Origin of the sequence: Staphylococcus sp. TE8 (assembly GCF_000692055.1) — a bacterium.
In the GTDB taxonomy this organism is placed as follows: domain Bacteria; phylum Bacillota; class Bacilli; order Staphylococcales; family Staphylococcaceae; genus Staphylococcus; species Staphylococcus capitis.
Genome location: NZ_JMGB01000001.1, coordinates 882,097 through 906,324, shown reverse-complemented (window position 1 = coordinate 906,324; position 24,228 = coordinate 882,097). Strand labels below are relative to the sequence as shown.

Here is a 24,228-nt window from a genome sequence, read left to right as displayed (position 1 = left end):
GTTTAATTTGACGTAGCGAAGTCATTTTCAAGAAAGCAATCACAGAAGTCAACATGTAGAAGTTAATAGAAGATTTTGTTAAAATAAATAAGTATTAAAAGAATAGAAAAATAGGAGTTTGGTTATGAAGACTACGATTAAACAAGCGAAACAACATCTAAACCAAGAAGTAACTATTGGTGCTTGGTTAACAAATAAACGTTCTAGCGGTAAAATCGCGTTCTTACAATTACGTGATGGTACTGGATTTATGCAAGGGGTTGTAGTGAAATCAGAAGTTGATGAAGAGACCTTCCAATTAGCTAAAGAGATTACTCAAGAATCTTCATTATATGTAACAGGAACAATCACTGAAGATAATCGTTCTGATTTAGGCTATGAAATGCAAGTAAAATCAATTGAAGTCATTCATGAAGCGCATGATTACCCAATCACACCTAAGAATCACGGTACTGAATTCTTAATGGATCACCGTCATTTATGGTTACGTTCTAAGAAACAACATGCCGTGATGAAAATTAGAAATGAAATTATTCGTGCAACATATGAATTCTTTAACGACAATGGCTTTACTAAAATTGATCCACCAATTTTAACTGCAAGTGCACCTGAAGGTACAAGTGAGTTATTCCATACTAAATACTTCGACCAAGATGCATTCTTATCTCAAAGTGGCCAATTATATATGGAAGCTGCAGCTATGGCACATGGTCGCGTATTTTCTTTCGGTCCAACGTTCCGTGCTGAAAAATCTAAAACACGTCGCCATTTAATTGAATTTTGGATGATTGAACCAGAAATGGCATTTACAAATCATGCTGAGAGTTTAGAGGTACAAGAACAATATGTCACTCACGTTGTACAATCAGTACTTAAAAATTGTGAATTAGAACTTAAAGCCCTTGACCGTGATACGACTAAGTTAGAAAAAGTAGCAACACCATTCCCAAGAATTTCATATGATGATGCGATTGAATTCTTAAAAGAACAAGGCTTTGATGATATTGAGTGGGGCGAAGATTTCGGAGCACCTCATGAAACTGCAATCGCTAATCATTATGATTTACCAGTGTTTATAACTAATTACCCAACTCAAATTAAGCCGTTCTATATGCAACCTAATCCTGACAATGAAGATACAGTATTATGTGCTGATTTAATTGCTCCAGAAGGCTATGGCGAAATCATTGGCGGTTCTGAACGTATTAATGATTTAGATTTATTAGAACAACGTATTAAAGAACATGAATTAGATGAAGAAAGTTATAGTTATTATTTAGATCTTCGTCGTTATGGCAGTGTACCACATAGTGGTTTTGGTCTTGGTTTAGAAAGAACAGTTGCGTGGATTTCAGGAGTAGAACACGTGCGTGAAACTTCACCATTCCCACGTTTATTAAATCGTTTATACCCATAATAGAGGTGAAATAAGAACTTCATTTTCAAAATGATGCCAAAACGTCCAGTCAATTGATACGGCTGGGCGTTCATTTTAAATAGGAGGGGAAAACACTTGGATTTGTTTCAACTTAAAACACGTCCTGTCGTAATTCGAAGAGAATTATTAGATCATTATGCGGAATTAGGTATAGATGAACAAGATTTAGTGATTCTGATTAAATTGATTTACGCATCAGAAACATCTAATAAGCAGCCCTCTATAGAATTGCTTCAAAAAGGGTCTCATATGCAACCTCGTGAAATCACTGCCGTCATTCAAAATTTAATACAACACGAATTATTAGAATTAAATGTGAGTAAAGACGAAGAAGGTAAATTCACTGAGTATATGAATTTAGACCCTTTTTATGAGAAATTAAGCCTAATACTAAAGAAACAAAATTTAAATAACCAAGAGCAAGATAGTAAAGAGCAATTTAAACAGCTATTTCAATTGATGGAACAATCCTTTGGGAGACCACTTTCACCCTACGAAATAGAAACATTAAACCAATGGATAGATGTGGATCAACATGATCTATCCGTCATTCAAGCAGCATTAGACGAAGCACTGAGTCAAAACAAATTAAGTTTTAAATATATAGATCGCATACTGTTAAATTGGAAGAAGAACAATGTTAAAACAGTAGATGACTCCAAAAAAATAAGAGAACAATTTAATCAGAAGCAACCTAAAATGAAACATGTAGTTAAACAAGTTCCCAAATTTGATTGGTTAAATGGAGAGAAACCAGATGATAAGTAAAAAGAAAGCATTAGAAATGATAGATGTCATTGCGAATATGTTTCCAGACGCAGAGTGTGAATTAAAGCATGATAATGCATTCGAACTCACTATTGCTGTATTACTGTCAGCTCAATGTACGGATAATTTAGTCAACCGTGTGACACGTTCACTCTTTGAAAAGTATAAAACACCGGAAGATTACCTTAATGTTAGCGATGAAGAGCTTCAAAATGATATACGTTCAATAGGACTATATCGTAATAAAGCGAAAAATATAAAAAAATTATGTCGTTCATTACTCGATCAATTTGATGGACGTATACCAGAGACTCACAAAGAATTAGAAAGTTTAGCAGGTGTCGGACGAAAAACTGCAAATGTGGTGATGAGTGTAGCATTTGGAGAACCTTCTTTAGCTGTGGACACGCATGTTGAAAGAGTTTCTAAACGTTTAGGTATTAATCGATGGAAAGACAATGTTAGACAAGTTGAGGATCGTCTTTGTGATATCATCCCACGTGAAAGATGGAATAGAAGTCATCATCAACTTATTTTCTTTGGAAGATATCATTGTTTAGCTAGAAAACCTAAATGTGATATATGTCCTTTATTAGATGATTGTAGAGAAGGTCAGAAACGTTATAAAGCTAGTTTGAAGGAAGCGTGATTTATAGTGATTAAGAAAGATGATTTCGAACAATTAGAAACACTACTCGATAAGTTAGCGAGTAAGAAGAAGTTAAAATCTCAAGAGGCTAAACCTATTATTGATGATTATTTTGAGATGATACTTAATTACTTTAAACAAATTAATGAAATCAGTGAAATCAATTTTGATCACTTAAATGAGTATCCTGTAGTACCTATGAATTTTGATGAACGGTATCATTATATGATTGCTAGAAAATATCATTTTATGGGATATAGACAAATGAAAACGTTAAAAAGTGAGTTAATTAAAATGAATGCCTCTTATCAAATAAGGAAGAAGCGCAATCGTTAAGTAAGCCTATTTAAAAATTTAAGAGTCAAATTGTATTGTTATGAAAGGGAAGATGTTCCTCCAAACAATGCAATTTGACTCTTTTAATATATAAAAAGAGTCCCAATTTCAAAACATGAAATTGGGACCTTTGCTATATCAATTATGATGCTTTGTTATCAAATATAGCATTTAAGTTAAATAAACGAGTTAGTGCGTTACCAGAGCTACTTTGAGAAGAGCTACTGTTATTGCTAGAACTATTACCTGAGTTTGAAGATGAGCTATTGCCTGATGACGAATCACTATCTCCGTGAACACTACGGTTAGTAGTGTCGTTGTCTGGGTGACCTTTAACAGATAAGTTATCCGCATCACTACCATTAACATCATTAGGTTTCTTGAAGTCTTCACCATCTTTAGAAGAGATATCAGACATTACATCTTCGAATAAATGTTGTGGATATTCTTGCTCAGTATGTCCTACAAATGAGTTAGTACCGTATTGTTTAACTTTATTGAAGCCCATCCAAATTGACATTGAATATTGAGGGCTGAATCCGTTAATCCATACGTCTTTGGCTGCACTGTCTGGTAAGTTATATTTTTGATAAATTTCAGAACCATAAGTACCAGTACCAGTTTTAGCACCCATATTAACTCCTGAAACACCGTTTCCATAAGCTGAACCGTATGCTTTGAATGTGCCTTTCAAGATTTCAGCTAACATATAAGCTGTATAATCTTTCATCGCTTTGTGACTAGTATGATCATATTCAATAGTGTCACCATCATTAGTGACTACTTTTTGAATAGAGTGAGCATTGTTATAAGTTCCACCATTAGCAATTGCAGCAAATGCTGAAGCTAATTGAGTAGGTGAGAATTCAGAAGATGAACCACCAAGTACTTCAGATGGACCTATTTTACTGTTGTAATCTAAGCCAACTTTAGAAGCGAATTTCTTAGGCGCATCGTTACCTGCTTGTTTCTTAACTTGTTGCCAAGTTTTAAGAGCAGGAATATTGAAACTTTGACGTAAAGCATCATAAGCAGAAACTTTACCATGACTTTTAGTGTCATAGTTTTTGAATTCTGAACCATCAACCCAATATGAAGATTCGTCTTGGATTGCGTGGTTAGTAGCCCATTGCATATTTTCAATAGCTGGACCATAAGCTAAGAATGGTTTTAATGATGAACCAGTAGGGTGAGCATCTGTAGCTTGGTTACGTTCTACGACATTTTTGTAGTCACGTCCGCCTGAAATAGCTACAAGACCACCAGTTTTACTATCTAAGATCGTAGCACCAACTTGTTGGTCATCATTTTTATAGTAGTTAGAACCACCATTATTAACACGATCTTGAAGCGTTTTCTGAACGTCTTTGTCCATGTTAGTGTAAATTTTAATACCACTTTGTAGGACGTTGCCTAAGTTCTTGTCTTTGAAGTATTTATTATTCATTAATTCTGATTCAACGAAGTTAACGTAAGAATCATACTCTGAATCATTATTATTAGCGTTCACTTGACGATCTTTCTTAGAGCGTTCTACTAAGTTCGCTTTTAGATCAAGTTTCTTAGCATCAGCATATTCTTTATCAGTAATTCTGTGATGTTTATGCATTAAATAGAGCACTGTGTCTTTACGGCTATTCGCTTCTTTAGGGTTATTGTAGATGTTATATAAGTTAGGAACCTGTGGTAAACCTGCAAGATAAGCTTCTTCAGCTAAGTTTAAGTCCTTCAAGTCCTTGTTGAAGTAATATTTAGCTGCAGCTTTGACACCAGTAACACCATCAGAATAGTAAATTTTATTCAAGTAAACTTGGAATATTTCATCTTTACTATATTCTTGTTCAAGACGGTATGAAAGGTAAGCTTCTTGAGCTTTACGACCGATAGATTTTTGTTGTGTTAAGAATGAATCTTTAACAACTTGTTGTGTTAAAGTTGACGCACCCTGAGCACCAAATCCACCAGTTAAGTTCTTCCCAATAGCACCAAATAAGCGCTTATAGTCTAGCGCACCGTGATGATAGAATCGATTATCCTCTGTTGCTAAAACGGCATATTTCATGTGTTTTGGTACGTCTTTAATGTTGACGTGTTCATGACGTTGACCGTTATCTAACGTTTTAACTAGATCCCCATTCTTATCATAAATCTTAGCCGGAATTGGGTCTTCTAGTTTCGACTCAGTAAATGCTGGCGCTTTCCATGCATAGTAAGCAAACAACAAGATACCAAGTAACAACAGAACGAAAAAGGCGATAATCATAAAGCCGATTATCTTGATAATCGTTCTCTTAACATTCCTATTCTTTTGTTCGTCGGACTTCCCACCATTTTTACTATTATTTTTTTTAGGTTGGGAAGACCCTTTATTTTCCGTCATACGCGGTCCTCACTTTCATCTAATATCAACTTATCAACTGCCTTGAGGTAATTCAATCTTGGTTGATATTGATAAGGAATATGGTAACCATTTTTCCGAATTTCTTCAACTGTAATCGATTTTTTGATTTCTTGAGTATATCTTTCCCAGAAAAATTCAAACTTAGAATATGGCAATATATAGACTTCATCAAGTGTTTTGAAACGTATCATAAGAAAAACAATTCCCTTTTGAAGATATGTATTTTTCATATGTTCAACTTGATGTGCATGTATATTATTAAGGGGAAAAGAAGTTTTATTCTTCGTTTCCTTTGCCTCGAAATCGATATAATACCCATTATAAACGCCGTTATAATCGGTAGTTGAAGGTGTACGAAAATAAGCTTCATTAATCACAGCCTTACTACGTTTAGGATAGTGAACATTGACTATCTGAACGGGAGTAGGCTTCTTGTGAATGACTGCTATGCCACTTTTTAAATAGAACGTATTGGATTGTTCTATATCTTTTTCAAGCGACATTCCGCGTCCACCATATTCAATGTTACTTGAAAAGGGTGAAGGCTTTCGTCCGTCCGAAGACTTATTTTTTGAGTATGGCTTACCATTAGGATAATTCATAATATTCACCACACAAGTTTGATGAGAAAACTTTAGATATGTAAATGAAAAAACTCAATCAAACTCTAGTATTTGAATGTATATGTTATTTAACAAACATACATCATTCATTATTTTAACGTGATTAGCCTATTCTGTCACGATTTCTTTCATAAATGAAAGATAAACGTAATCTATAATTTATTATTTATTAAAATTATAGTTATTTAAACGAGACTTAAATGATAAAAGTAACATAAATCTTTCAAAACAAATTCGCCGATAACAAAATCTTTGTAAATCCAATCATGTCTAATCAATGAAAGAATGATACTTTGCATGACTTAAGCTTTCTTATTGTGTTAAATTAACTTTGTAGGAGGCATCCTAATGCGAAAACTAATAGAACAACTTATCTCGGATATTGATGAAATGAATCATCGTTTTGAAAGAGTAAAATCTTCAGAAGTTGATTATGACTTTTATAAGGTAGTAAAACCTTATGCACATTCGATTGATTCAAAACTTAATGAATTAAACAATTATTATCATCAAATCATTAATACGCCGTATATGACACCATTAAAATTTAATTTACTTATATCAAACATTCAATCGCTATCTGTAGAATGTCATTTTAAACGTACGAGTAGAAAGCTTTTCACAGAAAAAATAAAAAGCGTACAGTATGATTTAAAAAATATTTTAACGTATCATGTTTAATGAGGGAGAATATGGTTAAAACTGTATATGTTACTGGATACAAATCTTTTGAATTAAATATATTCAAAGATGATGCACCAGAAGTTTCATATTTAAAGAAGTTTATATCTCATAAATTAGAACAATTATTAGATGAAGGTCTAGAATGGGTGCTGATTCAAGGTCAAATGGGTATTGAGTTATGGACAGCTGAGGTTGTTTTAGACTTAAAGAAAGATTATCCAGAATTAAAGTTAGGGATTATAACACCTTTCTTAGGTCATACGCAACGTTGGAATGAACAGAACCAAGCTAAATACGCTTCAATCGCTCAACAAGCAGATTTTACGGAGAGTATTCATCATACTGATTATCAAGGGCCTTTTCAGTTTAAACAAGCAGATCAATTCATGCTAGATCATACCGAATATACCATTCTAATTTATGATGAAGAACAAGAGGCAAGCCCTAAATTCTTCAAGACTATGTTAGTTGAATTTATGGATAAAACAAACTATACTTGTGATATTGTGACGTTTGATGAACTCACTGACTTCATCAACGACTTGCAGTGGTCTCAAGATCAAAGTTTCGAATGAGGTGGATAAAAGATGTCAGATGTTTCATTAAAATTATCAGCAAAAGATATTTATGAGAAAGATTTCGAAAAAACTATGGCTCGTGGCTATAGAAGAGAAGAAGTAGACGCTTTTTTAGACGATATTATTACAGATTATCAAAAAATGGCGGACATGAATAATGAAGTTGTTAAGCTATCAGAAGAAAATAATAAATTAAAAAAAGAACTTGAAGAGTTAAGACTTCGCGTTGCTACAACAAGACCACAGGAAAATAAAAACTTTTCTTCTAATAATGGCAACAACTCATCAAACAATGTAGATATTTTAAAACGTATTTCTAATTTAGAAAAAGCAGTTTTCGGTAAGTAATAAAAATTTTTGTTACTTATTCACATGAAATTGTGTTATAATCGCAAAAGTGATATTTCGGGTAATCGCTATAGCAATATAGAGGAAAGTCCATGCTCACACAGTCTGAGATGATTGTAGTGTTCGTGCTTGATGAAACAATAAATCAAGGCATTAATTTGACGGCAACGAAATAACCTAAGTCACATGATATGGTTAGAATAGTTTGAAAGTGCCACAGTGACGTAGCTTTTATAGAAATATAAAAGGTGGAACGCGGTAAACCCCTCGAGTGAGCAATCCAAATTTGGTAGGAGCACTTGTTTAGCGGAATTCAACGTATAAACGAGACGACTTTCACACGAGCGTGAAAGTATGTAGACAGATGGTTACCACCGACGTACCAGTGTAACTAGTACACGTGATGAGTACAACGGTACAGAACATGGCTTACAGAAATATTACGACTAGTTTAGCTCTCCCTTATATATGGAGAGCTTTTTTATTGTTTATATTTATGGGCGCAAATGCTCTCATGAAAGCTATTTGTTTAATCATTTTCAAAAAATAAAAATGAGTTTATCCTTATATTAAAAAAAGATGATGAATTTGATAAAATAAACACAATACAAATAAAGGAGCAATGAAATGTTTCAATTATTAGCAGTCTGTCCAATGGGACTGGAAGCAGTCGTGGCTAAAGAAATACAAGAACTTGGTTATGAAACACAGGTTGAAAATGGGCGCATCTTCTTTGAAGGTGATGAAGCAGCCATCGTTAAATGCAACTTATGGTTACGTACAGCTGACCGCATTAAGATAGTAATGGGGCGCTTTGATGCTAAAACATTTGATGATTTATTCGAACAAACGAAAGCTCTACCTTGGGAAACAATTATTGATAAAGAAGGTAATTTCCCCGTTCAAGGTCGAAGCGTAAAATCTACATTGCACAGTGTACCTGATTGCCAAGCAATTACTAAAAAAGCCATCGTCGAGAGACTTAAAAAGGCATACGATGAAAAAGGTTGGTTAAATGAGACTGGTGCCAAATATCCTGTAGAAGTTGCAATACACAAAGATAATGTTTTATTAACTATTGATACATCAGGTTCAGGATTAAACAAACGTGGTTATCGTCTAGCACAAGGGGAAGCACCAATCAAGGAAACATTAGCTGCTAGTTTAATTCGTTTAGCAAATTGGAAAGGTGATTCTCCACTAATTGATCCATTCTGTGGTTCTGGTACGATTGCGATTGAAGCATGTTTAATTGCACAAAACATTGCCCCTGGATTTAATAGAGATTTCGTATCTGAAGAATGGAATATCATGCCTCCAAATATTTATGATGAATTGCGTGATGAAGCAGATAGAATGGCAGATTATGATAAAGAAATTGAAGTTTACGCATCTGATATTGACCCTGAAATGGTAGAAATTGCTAAACGTAATGCTGAAGAAGTTGGACTGGGCGATATTATTCAATTTAATGTTAAAGACGTTAATACTTTAACTATTGATTCAGAAGGACCAGTAGCATTAGTAGGAAATCCGCCATATGGTGAACGTATAGGTGATCGCGAAGAAGTAGAAGAAATGTATCGCTATATTGGTTCACTAATGAAGCAACATCCTTATTTATCAACATATATTTTAACTAGTAATAAGGAATTTGAGTATTTAGTTAACCGTAAAGCAACTAAACGTCGTAAATTATTCAATGGTTATATCGAATGTACGTATTATCAATATTGGGGTAAAAAACCCGATTTTAAAAATTAAGGTTTACTTTTTATTATTTCCGTGTAATAGTAGCAACCTAAATATTCAATTCATTCGCACTCTTATCTCGACTATAGTACAGTTGAATAGGAGTGTTTTAATTTTAAAAATACTAAAAAATAAAATATTGAAGATGTTTAGAAAGGGGATTATAAATATGAAAACAGTATTAATCATCGGAGCTAACGGTAGAGTGTCTATCGAAGCAACTAAAATTTTCCTTGAAAACTCTAGTTTTAATGTAGATTTATTCTTAAGAAATGCGCACCGTATCCCTGACTATGCTTCTAACCGTGTAACAGTATATGAAGGCGATGCAAAAAACTTAGAAGATCTTGAGAAAGCATTAGATGAAGTTGATGTAGTCTTTGCAAGTTTATCTGGATCACTTGATAGACAAGCTAAGACAATTGTTGAAGCTATGGCTAATAAGAATGTTAAACGTTTAATATTTGTGGCAGCACCTGGTATCTATAATGAATTACCTGAACAATTTAACGAATGGAATAAAGAACAATTTGGAGATAAATTAAATCTATATCGCAAAGCATCTGACATTATTGAAAATTCAAATTTAGATTATACTATCATCCGTCCAGGTTGGTTAACTGATAAAAATGAAAATGTTTTTGAAGTTACTACTAAAGATGAGACATTCAAAGGTACAGAAGTTTCACGTAAAAGTGTTGCTTCATTAGCTGTTCAAATCGCTAAAAATCCAGAGCTACATTCTAAAGAAAATATTGGTGTTAATAAACCTGGAACAGAAGGCGATAAACCTGCATGGTTTGATTAATAAATATGCCATTTTAACATAGGTTTTACTTTGTCTATGTGATAAAATTTAAAATATCATAACTTTTGAAAATTAGGGTTTGTCTTCTAGACTAACCTAATTTTTTTAATTTTTTTGAAGTTGATATACATAAATTTCTTACACTTTTGATAATAATCAGAGTAAAAACCTCTATTACATATCGAGGGAGCTAAAGGGGATTCAAAACACATGGATAACACTGAACAATTAGATATTTTATATAAGTTGAAAAAGGAAGTTGAGAAATCGAACAACTATGCCTTAGTTAACACTATTAACCAAGTTATAAAAAAAGTATATCTCAATCAATTTACCGCTTCTTTCGTAGGTAACTTTTCAGCTGGGAAATCAACGTTAATTAATCTATTACTTGAACAAAATATTTTACCTAGCTCACCAGTACCTACAACAAGTAATACTGCAGTCGTGTCAGTCGCTGAAGAACCAGGAATCATCGCGAATTTACCTCACCAACAATACACTAAATTAAAAACTTATGATGATGTGAAACAAATGAATCGTCAAAATGTGGATGTTGAATCAGTAGAAATTAACTTCCCATCAAATAAATTCAACAACGGTTTCACACTACAAGATACACCTGGCGTAGACTCAAATGTTGCCACACACCAGTCTAGTACTGAACAATTTATGTATACGAGCAACATTCTCTTCTATACTGTAGATTATAATCACGTACAATCTGCATTAAACTTTAAATTCATGCGACGTATTAATGAAGTAGGTATTCCTATCGTGTTTGTCATTAATCAAATCGATAAACATAATGAGGACGAAATATCATTTGATACATTTAAATCACGCGTAGAGAAATCAATTAAAGATTGGGATATTGAATTAACAGATACTTATTATGTATCTAAATTTGAGCATCCAGAGAACCAAATTAATGAATTATCTGATTACCTCGTTCAAATGGATAATCACCGAGAATCTGTCGAAGATTACGTGAATCGTACTATCGATTTTATTACTGAAGCACAACTTGCTTATATCCAAAATGAAATCCAAGACATCCTCGATACACTTGATATCGAAGAGGAAGACTTTGAGCAAGCTTACATGAAGTTTCAACAAAATCAAGAAGTAAGCGAAGAAGCTCAACTATTAAACGACTCTGATAAATTACTCAATTATTTAAAGCAGAAACGTAAAGATATTTTAGATAACGCTTATATCATGACACATGATATGCGAGAACAGTTAAGATCTTATCTTGAAAGTAAATCTGAAGACTTTAAAGTAGGCGGGCTTTTCAATAAGAAAAAGAAAAAAGAAGAAGAACAGGAACAACGACTGAATCAAGCTACTGACGCGTTACAAGATAAAGTGAACCAACAAATACGTCAGCCACTTCGAGAAGACATGTCATTCTTAACACGCTTTATAAATGACAGTGAAGTTAATAATCAAATCCTAAACCAAGATTACCTTATAAAGCCATCATTAATTTCTGATTTATATCAACCTCAGACAAGTATTAGCAATACGTATGTTCTTACATTCTCAGATGAAGTAGTGAAAGCTTTAAATAAACATATTGAACATGAATCAAACCCTATCTTCAAAGATGCTGTGAATCACGCTCAAGCAAGCGAGTTAACAACAGAAGATAATGAGGATAAACAGGAATATGAAAAATTCATTGAGTTGAAAAATTTAAGAGAATCGTTAACTACTCATAATTATCAACATTATTACATCCATTTAGATGATTCACTGGATAAATTAATCGGAAGAACTGAAGCAAATTTCGAACTTAAAGAGGAAAATTCAACGGCTTACCACCACAAACATGAACAGGTCAACCAAGATGAAGTAGAAACAGCAAATCAAGTTGATATTCAGAATGCACTTCAAGTAGTCGAAGATGTCCCTCTATTTGATCGTACGAAAAAGGACATCAAAGACACAATGCATCGCCTCAATAATCAAATCACTAAAATTGGTGTATTCGGAACTTTCAGTGCAGGAAAAAGTAGTTTAATCAATGCTTTATTAGGCGGTCAATATTTAGTAAGTTCACCAAATCCTACAACAGCAGCGACAACTGAATTATCATACGGCGAAGAAAGCCAAATTACCTTAAAATCATCTGAGCAATTATTAGATGAGGTCAACAACGTTCTTGAATATTACAATGCGTCATATGATTCATTAGAATCATTTATTAACAGTGATTTGAAGAAACTTAAGACACAACTTGAAAAGAATCAACTCGCATTTATTGATGCCATTGAGAAACATTATGATATGTATCTAGACATGTTAAACGAGGGAGAAGTCCATACCGTCTCTCAAGAAGACGTTAAAAAATGGAGCGCAGAAGATGAATACGCTACATTCGTTAAGACCGTGCATCTCAACCTTCCACTTGAATGGTTAAAAGGTAAAATTATCGTCGATTCATTAGGTCTTCACTCTAATAATCAACGACACACTAATGAAACTGAGCAGATTCTTACTTCTTCAGATTTAATCTTATACGTAAGTTATTTTAACCATTCATTCACGGATAACGATAAAGCGTTTATCGAGCACATGAAAGCGATGAATCAATTAAATGAGAATCAAGCATTCAAGATGGTTATTAATGCAGTAGATTTAGCTGAAAACGAAGACGACCTCAACGCAGTGCGTGATTATGTTGCAGATGCACTTGGACAAGTTAACCTTCATTCTGAGATATTCAGCGTTTCAAGTCGTAAAAGCTTAAAAGAGGGCGATCAAGGTATAGATCAATTGCACGATAGCATTCAGCGATTTGCTGATGTCGAATCTAAAACCATTTTAGAACAACAGATGGTTCATCAAATTCAACAAATGAATGATTCCTATAAAGAAATGATTGAAGAGTTCCATAATAATAAGGAACAAATACAAGCTAGACAAGAAAAATTATTAAACATTAAAGACCAAGATAGACTTAATAGCCAATTGATCAATACTACATCGCAACATACTAATAACGAAGTTGATGAACAAATCTATCATTTAAACAATAGACTCAATCTTCAATTATTAGACGAAGTGAAATCAGTTTATAACAGTCAAATGACTCAAAATAGTGATTTTAATGAAGAGAAAAAGATTTCTACTAAAACTTATCTTGATCAAATTCATCAACGATTATATTTAGAACAATCATTAATTACTGAAAGAATCAAAAAGTATTTTAATTCACAATTAGAAGAGCAAATTGCACCAATTATCAAGAAGTTAAATCACATACACGTACTAGTTAAAGCTCAATTTGATGTAGAACCTGATGTAAAGGAAACACCATTTTTAAAAATAGATTTAAATGATATGATTGCAGCCTTACCGAAGCAATTAACAAAACGTAAAATACTAAATCCTAATTCACAACGTGATATCCAAGAACAAATTGCAAATGTAACATTAGAATTGTTACAAGATGGTTTGAGTGAATTAAAACAAGAACTGAACGACTATGTGCAGCAGATGTCACGTCAAGCTGAGACGCAATTCAAACAACTAGAGCAACAAATTCAAGAACAAATTGATGAATTACTATCATTCAAATTAGATGATACGCTCATCCAACAGCTGGAAACTAAATCTAAACAACTTGATGAAATCATTTAAGAAGAAAGAAGGACGCTATCATGACAAATAGAGTATTACTCGTGGACGGAATGGCTCTACTATTTAGACATTTTTATGCAACGAGTCTACACAATCAATTTATGTATAACTCTAAAGGTATTCCTACAAATGGCGTTCAAGGCTTTGTAAGACATATCTTCAGTGCAATTAAAGAAATTAATCCTACACATGTTGCAGTATGTTGGGATATGGGGCAACAAACATTTCGTAACGAAATGTTTGAAGGGTATAAACAAAATCGGCCAGAACCACCAGCAGAACTTATACCACAATTTGATTACGTTAAAGAAATCTCACAACAATTTGGATTTGTAAATATTGGTGTAACTAATTATGAAGCTGATGATGTGATTGGGAGCCTCGCTCAAACTTATTCTGATAACAATGAAGTTTTTATCATTACAGGAGATAGAGATATTCTCCAATGTATAAACGAGAATGTAGAAGTTTGGCTTACTAAAAAAGGATTTACTATTTATAATCGCTATACTCTAGATCGATTTAAAGATGAATACGGATTAGAACCCAAACAATTAATAGATGTTAAAGCATTTATGGGAGATACGGCAGATGGTTATCCTGGAGTAAAAGGTATCGGCGAGAAAACAGCTATCAAATTAATTCAAAATCATCATAGCGTTGAAAACGTAATCCGAAATATATCTACATTGACACCAGCGCAGCAAAAGAAAATTAACGATAACATTAACAATTTACATTTATCAAAATCATTAGCTGAAATTCACACTCAAGTGCCACTTGAATCAGAACAGATCTTTAATGAAATGGCATACGCACATGAACTAAATGAAATACTTTCAATTTGTAACGAACATGAGTTGTATGTTTCAGGAAAATATCTAGCAAGCAACTTTTAACCATTAAACCAAATGGACTTATCGAAATTAATTCGTAAAGCCATTTGGTTTATTTTATACCCATCATCTACGCAACATAAAATTTATTTTATATAAATATTGTGAATTAATTTCACTTTCTTTATATAAAGTGATATTATTGTTTAGAACAAATAAAATATTGTTCGAAACTCTATTGTGATAGATAAGTGAGCATGCCGCATTCAAATTATGATTTTGATAAAACGACATTAGCTCTAAATTTTATTAAACTCATTTTGAATGGTATTCTTTTCATTTTAAATATCGTCATTATGGTCAATTTTAAGCACACGATATATTAAATCACATCAAACAACAAAGACATAACATCTAGAATAGGAGTGAACAATAGCTTTGAATAATCGAGATAAATTACAGAAATTTAGTATCAGAAAATATGCCATTGGAACATTTTCGACTGTAATCGCAACCCTGGTATTTATAGGTTTTAATACAGGTCAAGCTCAAGCAAATGAATCAGATCAACCTGCTACAATAGTTAAAAAAACTGCACTAAATGAAGATGAAGAAGACTCCACTGCAAAACAACAAACTAACTCTAAAATTGACCAAAATAAAAATGATGTCTATACAGTACCTGAAAACGAGACTGAACTTTTATCAAATGTACAAACATCTAATAGTAATAGTGATGAAATTAAAGAGAGCACGGGAGAAAATACTAAGAACTCACCATCTAACTATCCTAATGATAAAAACAGTCTTAAGATAAAAACACACGCTGTAAAATCTTTAACAGATGATAAAGAAAAACAAAAAGATAATTTAAAAGAAAAATCAATTATCAATAAACAATCTACTAAAGAAGATTCAAATAATAAAAAAGTTGAAGATACTAACAAACCAAAACTTGTTCAACCGCCTTTAGATAAGACTAGACTACAAGCTTTATATGATGCGTCATACCATGATTACAGAATGATAGATACTGATAAAGCTAATACAATTGAATATAATAAAGTTAAAGCTACTTTTGACAAAATTAATGATTTTCTTGGTAATAGTGAAAATTCTGAATCAAAACAGCTTGATTTGATGTACCAACAATTAGAACAAGCGATTGAATTAGCTCGTACGCTGCCAATGCGTACAACTAAAATAAATAAAAACAACCGTTCTACTAGAAGCGTTAATAAAGATCGGGCTAGTAGTAAATCTAATTCAGCTTATTTAGATGCATGGACTGAATATTATGTATCAAGTGATGATGATGGTTCCGGATATCCAATAGGAACATTTTTACACGCTTCTAATAAAGGGGCTCCTTATCAATTACCATCAACACCCTATAACACATTACATGCATCAGATGTAAAAGGTATCGCTTATATAACTACTAAAAGGGTTAAAGATGGTTACGAGTGGGATATATTATTTAACAAAGGACACTCAAATCATGAGAATATGATTTATTGGTTTGGAATCCCACGTGATCAAACACCGGTAGGTCAAGTGACATTTTCTATCATAAACAAAAATGGAACAAGCTCAGCATATGGTGGTGTGGGCTCAGGTTCAGGCGCACCTTTACCTAAATTTTGGCAAACTGCTGAAGGCATTGATCCCGCTGTAGCTAGATATTTTAGACATGGTTCCGCTCATGGTTATCCATTTTATAATACGCCTACCGTTCAAATAAATAACTTTTGGGATTTTGCTCGAGGTAGCAACGAATATGATCGTAATTCTTATTTCAATCGAAATGGTGCATCATCTACAGCGCGTTATTATGGTGACGAAAACTTTGCTTTTTTAAATGGTGAGAGACCTGAACTAGGACAAGGTTTAGATTCAATATATAGCTTTATTGGTAAAGGAGATGTAAGTTATAGAATTTCCTTTAAAACTAGTGGTCTTCCAACAGAACGTCTTTATTATGCAGCAGGTGGTCGTGCACTAGAATTTAGACAATTATTTAATTACAACCAATTATATGTTGAACCGATGAAAGAATATCAAAATCGTATTCAATCTTTCGTAGAAGTTAAAAATCGTACTATGCATTTAGGTAATACTAAGTATGTATATGATCCATCTATAGGTAAAAATACCGATCGAGCTATATTGGACTCTGATGGAGATCATACTATTGATTATGCCGACGATCCTTTAAGTTATGTAAAACATATAAGTAGATCTATCTTTGGCTTTATGCGATATAATGATGCTTACGACCAAGTCCGCATTTTCGGTGCAGATGAATTAAATCCAGTTGAAATCGAGAGTACATTCTCAAAGAATAATCTGGAGGAAGCTGCTCGCACAGGAAATCCAATTAAGCTAATGATTGGATTTAACGCGCGAGATCGTCACCATAACCCAGAAACTCTAGTTCCAGTAAATTTGTATGTTAAACCAGCTCTTAAACAAAAGATTTCTTATTGGCATAACAATGAAGGACAAAGTATTGAAAGTTATTCAGAATCTAAAAAAGCTGGTCATCCAGTATATGAAATTATGGCTGGAGATATGCATAATAATTCGCCTAAACAACAAGATATACGTGTTCAACTAACGAGTAATGAACCTATTAGAGATAATACTTGGTCGGTATATGGCTACCCAAATACATTGAGATTAGAAGAATCTAAAGGTCAAACTAATAACGCCAACGAGAAAAACTTCTCTTTAGTTGGTACATTAGCACCTGGAGATTATTTTATTACAGTAAGATTAGGAGATAGAGAAGAACAATTCGAAGTACGTGCTAAACCTAATCCTCCAATAATTGAAACAACTGAAATGCAACTTAGAGGCAAAGCAGGTCAAAAACCAGAAATTATAGTTACAAATGTGCCACACGAAACTAATGCTAAAGTTTTACTTGTTGTTGGAGGACAAAACGGTTCAACTGATCCTTTCTCAGATCCTTATACTAAACCTGAGAACTATACAGTGATAGCAAGTGCAGATGCTACGCCTACTGGAACGGTTACTTTTACAGCTAGCGATTATATACAAGGTCTTCCAAGAGCTGCTGAATTAAAAGCTATCACTTATTTTAACGAGAATGTTCAATCTAACTTTAGTAATATCATTACTTTATCAAGTGATAGCACGCCTCCGACATTTGGAGAACCTGTAGGATTAAACGCAAAATATTATAGAGATAATCATGTCTCATTCTCTATACCTGTAACTGAAAATCACGGAGGTTCTGGACTTAATCAAGTACGTGTAGAAGGATTACCATCTGGATGGACTCAGACCTTTGTTAAAAATTCTAATAACGAAACTGGTACTTTAACAGTTTCAGGTACTATCAGTCGTAGTCAAGCTCTAAATAGTGTTATTTCTCTTAGATTAACAGCTACTGATAATGATAATAACCAACAAACTAAAACTATCAATGTAAATGTTGGGAGCTTAGCGACTGACTATCCACTTACTCCTTTGTCTGCTGGTAATAGAATTCTTGTAGTAAATCCTACTAATTTTACTACACAAGAAAAAAATCAAGGTAAAGATAAAGTACAAAGACTAAATACTAACAAATCGACTTACTTAGCAAGCTCAAATGCTTTAGTTCCTCAAGATAACGGTAACATTCTTGTGAATTATAAAGATGGGTCTCAAGGGACAGTGAATGCTGGTAACATCTACACATATGATCCAATTCGTAAAGACATATATGCTGATACAGATGTCACTGACCCTAAAATTGCAACAATATTCGTACCTAAAGGCTCAAGATATGAAATAGGACGAGATTTAAGAAAGTACTTCTCATTGAGTAATGGTCAAGATATTCCAACAAATACGACATTTACAGTTATGTACCCTAATGACACATTACCAACAGGCGATCAGATATCTCACTTTGGAAATGAAACGCATAGTTATAGTATTACAGCGGTCAATGCATATAATCAAAATGCAACAACACTTACATTGCGTGTTAAAGCTGTGGATGTTATAGCGCCATCTGGTAATTTACGAGTTTATCGATTAAATCCATCAACACTAAGTGATGAAGAGGTTAACAAGGTTAAACAAGCTTTTGTTGAAGCCAATCGAAGATTAGACATCCAACTTAGTGATATTACTGTAAATAACCCAACTAGTGGTGGTGCAAGTACTGTAAATGTTGTAGTTCGAAAAGATAAATATAATAAAACTTTTACATCACATCCAGGTGATATGAACTTTTTACGTTGGACAAATATTCGAGATGATTATACTATCTCATGGTCGAATGATAAAATAGCTCACCGTGATACAGATGGAGGTTTATCATGGTCTCCAGATCATAAATCGATTATTTATAGATACGATGTAACTAAAGGATCATCAATTACTTTAAATCAAATATTGCCTTTATTAACTGCTCGCACAAGCATACCTTCATTGAGAAACGACATATCAGGTGACGATAAGGCTTTAGCAATTGCTGGAGGGACACCTAAATATAAAACCACTGGTTTCTCAACTAAACTCAATACTTTAGATAACTTACGTTTTTACACTAAAGATGGGCAAGTAATACAGGTATTAGATTTAGTTCAGGCTAGTACTGGAATTGAAAATGCTGAAGTAAGTCACTCTAATCGCATTTATAATGAAAGAAACTCTCAAGTTTCAAGTGGGGAAGTACCTGCTGCTAATGGTGCTCAAGCATTCAATGTCGACAAAGTTATTAAAGCTAATGGGTCTAACAATGGAGTTATGGGTGTTATATACAAAGCTCAACTTGTCCTAACGCCATATGGAGCTAAACAATATATTGATAACATTACAGATTCAACAGATGACTCTGCTAATCTCATGGAGGTCACTAATAATGTAATAGATGTTTATTTCGTGCCAAGTGATAACGTCAAACCTGTAATAAGCTTTGGTAATTATAATAACCACGTCGTTTTTTCTGGTGAAACATTTAGAAATAATATGACTGTAACAGATAATTATGGAGTACAATCAGTCTCAATTCCGCAAACTAGCGATATCGCAGTGTCAAAAAATAACAGCAATACAGAAATAACAGGCACAGCTCCTAATGTAACGAGTCAAACTACTAAGGCAGTAAAAGTTATTGCCACTGATAAAAGTAATAATCAGACAGAACAATCATTTAATGTGCTTATTAAACCTTTAAAAGATAAATATCATGTTACTAGTAGTTCAACAATTCAGAACCCTATTAGAATTAGTAGTATACGAAATGGTACCACTTTAACTCAAACTGAAAAGAATACTGTAATTAATTCATTAACAATTACTAACAATGAACCTAATAGAACTTATGTCACAGCTCCAAAAAATGAAATTCGTTCTAAAGAAGTCAGTAACGTCACAAATACAAATAATAATTCAAGTGTTACAGTTACAATTACTTATGCAGATAATACGACTTCTCAAATAAATGTATTAGTTAAACAAATCATACCGGAAATATTTTCAGAACCTAGATACACTGTACAGGGCCAAAATTTCCCTGAAGGAAAAGGTGCTAACCCTAAAGACTTCTTTAAACTAAAAAATGGTAGTCCTATAGAAGCTAGAGTAACTTGGGTTAATAATAGAGGTCCAAATATTAATAGTAATCAAATTGGCGTCGAACAAAATTTAGAAGCAGATATTTTATTTGACGGAGAATCTACGCCAATACGTAAAAGTACTTCCTATAAAATAGTCAAATCTCAACCTAAAAGGATTTTTGAAACAACAATAAATGGACAATTTGTTTTTCGTCCAGATAATGCTGATTATGCTGGTTCATATGTGCAACCATTCAATCATTCATGGACACAAGGTATGAACTTTGAATGGGGAGACAACCTAGGAACACCAAGTTCAAGAACTCCTGGGGCATTTACTCGAGTTGCAACAGTCATTTATCCTAATGGCGAAAGAGAAAATGTGAATGTACTTTACGAAGTTAAACCTAACAAACCAGTCATAGATAGTAATAGCGTTATTTATAGAGGCGGATTAACTCATCAGCAAATTTTAGTTAGAAACGTACCAAATAATGCTAATGTATCTCTATACCAATCTAATGGTTCAATTATTCAAAATACAACGCAAACAGTAGATTCTAATGGTGTGGCTACTGTAACTATTCAAGGCATATTACCTACAGGTAATATAACAGCAAAAGTCTCAATTACTGAAAATAATTTAACTTACGCAAAAGTCACTAGTAATGGTGTAAATAATGTGACTGAGAATATTACTGTTACCTCTGATGCTAGTAATCCTGTTAATGTTACAGAAGGTATGCATGCTAAAAATGGTGGTATTAAATTTGTAAAAGGTTCTAATTTCAATTTTAATAACTTTAATAACTTTATAAGTAATGCTCCATCAGGTTCACAGTTCTCTTGGGTCGACAGTCCTGACACTTGGAAAAATACTATCGGAGAATCAGAAAAAGTTATAAATGTCACTTTACCTAATCATCAAGGTACACGAACAGTTAATATTCCAGTAATGGTTTATCCAACAGTATCTGCTGTTACACCAAATAGAGATAAATTTGGCATTGATTTAAGTCGAGGAACTGATGTAAACAACTATATAACTTTTGAAGGTAATAATAGATATGGAGCAACAACATCTTGGAAGGATAATCGCCAACCAGACAAAAATGTTGCAGGTATACAAAACTTAACTGCTTTAATTCATTATCCAGGTATTGACACACCAGTAGAAGTACCAGTAAAAGTATGGGTGTATAAATTTGACTTTGCTAATTCAGTATATAAAATTCAAATCGGCCAAACCTTCCCTGGAGGTACTTGGGTTAAAAAATATGTACATTTAGAAAATGGAGACGACTTACCTACAAACGGCTTTTTATATTACTGGAACCCTAAAACTACAGGTTCAAATACTTCACAATGGCAAAGTTTAGCTTATACTAGTCAAACGTTTGTAAAGACAGGTACTTACGATGTATTAGATGCTAATGGTTACCCTTGGCAAGAATCACAACCTGGTACATTCATAGTAACGAGTGCTCAGCCTAACAATGCAATTATCACTGAATCTAATTCAGGAGAAGTTACCATAACTCCAGGTGCAGTGAGAGAAGTACCAATTGAAGGCACAACTTCTCACACTCAATCGATTGCAGATAAGATTGTAATTAATAAAAACGGCCACAAACTAACAACATTTATTAAAAATAATGAAGGTCGATGGATTGTTCAAAATGGTGAGCCAAATGTAAGAGGAGTATTGGCTAGCGATAATGGTAGTTCAATATTAATAAATAGACCTGCTATCGCGACAGGAGACACACTTCAAGCATTAGCTACTGAAGGATCTGGGGAAACTATTAGTCCAATAGCAGAGAGCGGGTTATTCACTGTAAAAGCTCCTCAGCCAGAGCAAGCAAGTGCTAAAGTATGGGAAAACGGTACATTTGAAATAACACCAGATAATAGAGCTCATTCTAATAATTCAACTGCTAAAGTAGAAGTTACTTATACAGAAAAATTAGAAAATAGCCATGAGTTATCTAAATCATTTACAGTTACTCATAATAATAATGGCACTTGGTCAATTACTAACAAACCTAGCTATGTTTCCTTCAATCAAAGCAACGGAATAATTATTTTCAATGCTAATAGCATTAAACCTGAATCACAAGTAACAATTATCTCTAGAGCAGGAAGCGGAAACACTGAGAGCAGCAGTACTAACACAGTAGCTGCACCTCCACTTCACACCGTAGTTATTAATGAAATCATTAAAGAACAAGGTCAAAATGTAAGTAATGAGGATGTGAATAATGCTGTTCAAGTAGCCAATAAACGTAATGCAGTAATTAAAAGGGGTGCAACACTTCCCACTCACCTTGCAGGAGGAAGTACAACTCAAATACCTGTAACCATTAACTATAATGATGGTAGTACGCAAGAGATCACAGAAACTATTAGAACAAAAGTTAATAAAACTGAATTAATTAATGCTCGTAATCACTTAGATGATACTATCAGTAAAGAAAATAAAACACCGGCTAGTATTAGAAACTTTGACCAAGCTATGGCTCGAGCTCAAGCTCAAATTAATCAAGCTAAAAATGAAGCTGATAAAGTTATTAATACAGAATTTGCAACACCTCAACAAGTAAATAACGCTTTGAGCCAAGTTAAAGCAGCACAAGCAAAGATTAATGAAGCTAAAAGTTTACTACAAAATAGAGCTGATAATAGTCAATTAGTAAGAGCTCAAGATCATTTACAACAAGTTTTACAACCAGCTGCCTCTACGAATGGAATGACTCAACAAAGTGCTCAAAATTATAATGCTAAACGTCAAGCAGCTGAACAAGCGATCCAAAATGCTGCTAATGTAATTAATAATGGGGATGCAACTGCACAACAAATTACTGAAGCTAAAAATAGAGTTGACCAAGCCGAAAGAGAGTATACAGAAGCTAAAAATAATTTAAGAGCAGATAAAACTCAATTAGAAACAGCTTATAATCACTTAAATCAACAAGTAAACTTAACAGATAAAACACCGTCTTCTGTTACAAGATATAAACAAGCCTTAGAAGGTTTTAAAAATGAATTAAACGCTGCAAAATCTGAAGCTAGTGGTGTACTTAACAATAACAATCCTACAGTCTCACAAGTTAAAAACGCTTTGGATAAAGTTAATGCTGTTCAAACAAAAGTTAATCAAGCTGAAGCTTTATTACAAAATAAAGAGAATAATTCTGCACTTGTAAATGCTAAACAACAATTGCAAAATGCCGTAAATCAAGTTCCTTCTACTACAGGAATGACTCAAGAAAGTATTAATGTATATAGAGCAAAACAACAAGCTGCTCAAAACGAAATACAAGAAGCTCAGAATGTAATTAATAATGGCGATGCTACTGCTCAACAAATTACTGCAGAAAAAACTAAAGTCGAGCAGGCTTTACAAGCTCTAAACGACGCTAAAAGTGGTTTGAGAGCTAATAAAGAAGAATTACAAAGCGCTTATAATCAATTAATTCAACCGGCAGATACTAATAATAAAAAACCTGCTTCAATAGAAGCTTATAATAATAAATTTAATCAGTTTAAAAATGAATATAATAATGTAAAAGCACAGGCAGATAATGTTCTCAAAGCTAGTAACCCAAGCGTAGCAGATGTAAGAAACGCATTAAGTAAAGTTAGAGAAATGCAAACTAAAGTTAATGAAGCAAAAGCTTTATTACAAAATAAAGAAAACAATACTGCATTAGTTCAAGCTAAACAGCAATTACAAAATGCCGTAAATCAAGTTCCTTCAACTACAGGAATGAC

At 33.3% G+C, this 24,228-nt stretch carries 14 protein-coding genes and 1 other RNA gene (1 of these 15 only partly in view); 13 read left to right on the top strand and 2 right to left on the bottom strand.

From position 1 onward, the window contains the following. Positions 1-124: 124 nt before the first annotated feature. The 4 genes from asnS to CM54_RS04210 all read left to right on the top strand — a co-directional run bounded on the left by asnS (position 125) and on the right by CM54_RS04210 (position 3,191). Positions 125-1,417: an asparagine--tRNA ligase gene (asnS, locus tag CM54_RS04225; protein WP_002433789.1), complete on the top strand. Its 1,293-nt coding sequence runs from the start codon at positions 125-127 to the stop codon at positions 1,415-1,417. A gap of 96 nt (positions 1,418-1,513) precedes the next feature. Then, a complete protein-coding gene (locus tag CM54_RS04220; RefSeq protein WP_002433943.1) occupies positions 1,514-2,206 on the top strand; it encodes a DnaD domain-containing protein in 693 nt (230 codons plus the stop codon). Further along, positions 2,196-2,855: an endonuclease III gene (gene nth / locus CM54_RS04215; RefSeq protein ID WP_002433690.1), complete on the top strand. Its 660-nt coding sequence runs from the start codon at positions 2,196-2,198 to the stop codon at positions 2,853-2,855. The genes CM54_RS04220 and nth overlap by 11 nt, the downstream gene beginning before the upstream one ends. Positions 2,856-2,861: 6 nt before the next feature. Further along, the gene (locus CM54_RS04210) at positions 2,862-3,191 is read left to right on the top strand and encodes a YpoC family protein (RefSeq protein WP_037549163.1); all 330 of its coding nucleotides are present in this window, start codon (positions 2,862-2,864) and stop codon (positions 3,189-3,191) included. 142 nt (positions 3,192-3,333) lie between these two features. On the opposite strand, the gene CM54_RS04205 is transcribed toward CM54_RS04210, so the two are convergent. Further along, positions 3,334-5,571 (bottom strand): transglycosylase domain-containing protein, encoded by a 2,238-nt coding sequence (locus tag CM54_RS04205; protein WP_037549162.1) that lies wholly within the window; start codon positions 5,569-5,571, stop codon positions 3,334-3,336. Further along, positions 5,568-6,194 carry a Holliday junction resolvase RecU gene (gene recU, locus CM54_RS04200; RefSeq protein ID WP_002433974.1) on the bottom strand — a complete coding sequence of 209 codons (627 nt, stop codon included), beginning with the start codon at positions 6,192-6,194 and terminating at the stop codon, positions 5,568-5,570. Before recU ends, CM54_RS04205 begins: the two co-directional genes overlap by 4 nt. Before the next feature lie 369 nt (positions 6,195-6,563). Between recU and CM54_RS04195 the strand changes: the two genes are divergently transcribed. From CM54_RS04195 to ebh, 9 genes are all read left to right on the top strand, one after another. Beyond that, positions 6,564-6,896, top strand: a complete 333-nt coding sequence (locus CM54_RS04195) for a DUF1798 family protein (protein WP_023350256.1) — start codon at positions 6,564-6,566, stop codon at positions 6,894-6,896. Positions 6,897-6,907: 11 nt separating this feature from the next. Further along, positions 6,908-7,474 carry a DUF1273 domain-containing protein gene (locus tag CM54_RS04190; protein WP_037549160.1) on the top strand — a complete coding sequence of 189 codons (567 nt, stop codon included), beginning with the start codon at positions 6,908-6,910 and terminating at the stop codon, positions 7,472-7,474. A gap of 12 nt (positions 7,475-7,486) precedes the next feature. Next, entirely contained in the window at positions 7,487-7,825 is a 339-nt protein-coding gene (gene gpsB / locus CM54_RS04185) for a cell division regulator GpsB (protein WP_023350258.1), read from the top strand. A gap of 53 nt (positions 7,826-7,878) precedes the next feature. Then, positions 7,879-8,262, top strand: an RNA gene (gene rnpB, locus CM54_RS12325) — RNase P RNA component class B. A 190-nt stretch (positions 8,263-8,452) separates the two neighbouring features. Continuing rightward, complete coding sequence (locus CM54_RS04180) at positions 8,453-9,589, top strand: THUMP domain-containing class I SAM-dependent RNA methyltransferase (protein WP_037549159.1); 1,137 nt, start codon at positions 8,453-8,455, stop codon at positions 9,587-9,589. Positions 9,590-9,746: 157 nt separating this feature from the next. Next, positions 9,747-10,385 (top strand): SDR family oxidoreductase, encoded by a 639-nt coding sequence (locus CM54_RS04175; protein ID WP_002453265.1) that lies wholly within the window; start codon positions 9,747-9,749, stop codon positions 10,383-10,385. A 210-nt stretch (positions 10,386-10,595) separates the two neighbouring features. Continuing rightward, complete coding sequence (locus CM54_RS04170) at positions 10,596-14,036, top strand: dynamin family protein (RefSeq protein ID WP_037549156.1); 3,441 nt, start codon at positions 10,596-10,598, stop codon at positions 14,034-14,036. A gap of 20 nt (positions 14,037-14,056) precedes the next feature. Beyond that, on the top strand, positions 14,057-14,935 hold the full coding sequence (locus CM54_RS04165; protein ID WP_037549154.1) for a 5'-3' exonuclease: 879 nt from the start codon (positions 14,057-14,059) through the stop codon (positions 14,933-14,935). Positions 14,936-15,310: 375 nt separating this feature from the next. Next, positions 15,311-24,228: the 5' end (the start) of a hyperosmolarity resistance protein Ebh gene (ebh, locus tag CM54_RS04160; protein ID WP_037549151.1), read on the top strand. The gene runs 20,497 nt beyond the window's last position; only the first 8,918 of its 29,415 coding nucleotides appear in the window; the start codon lies at positions 15,311-15,313; its stop codon lies off the right edge, out of view.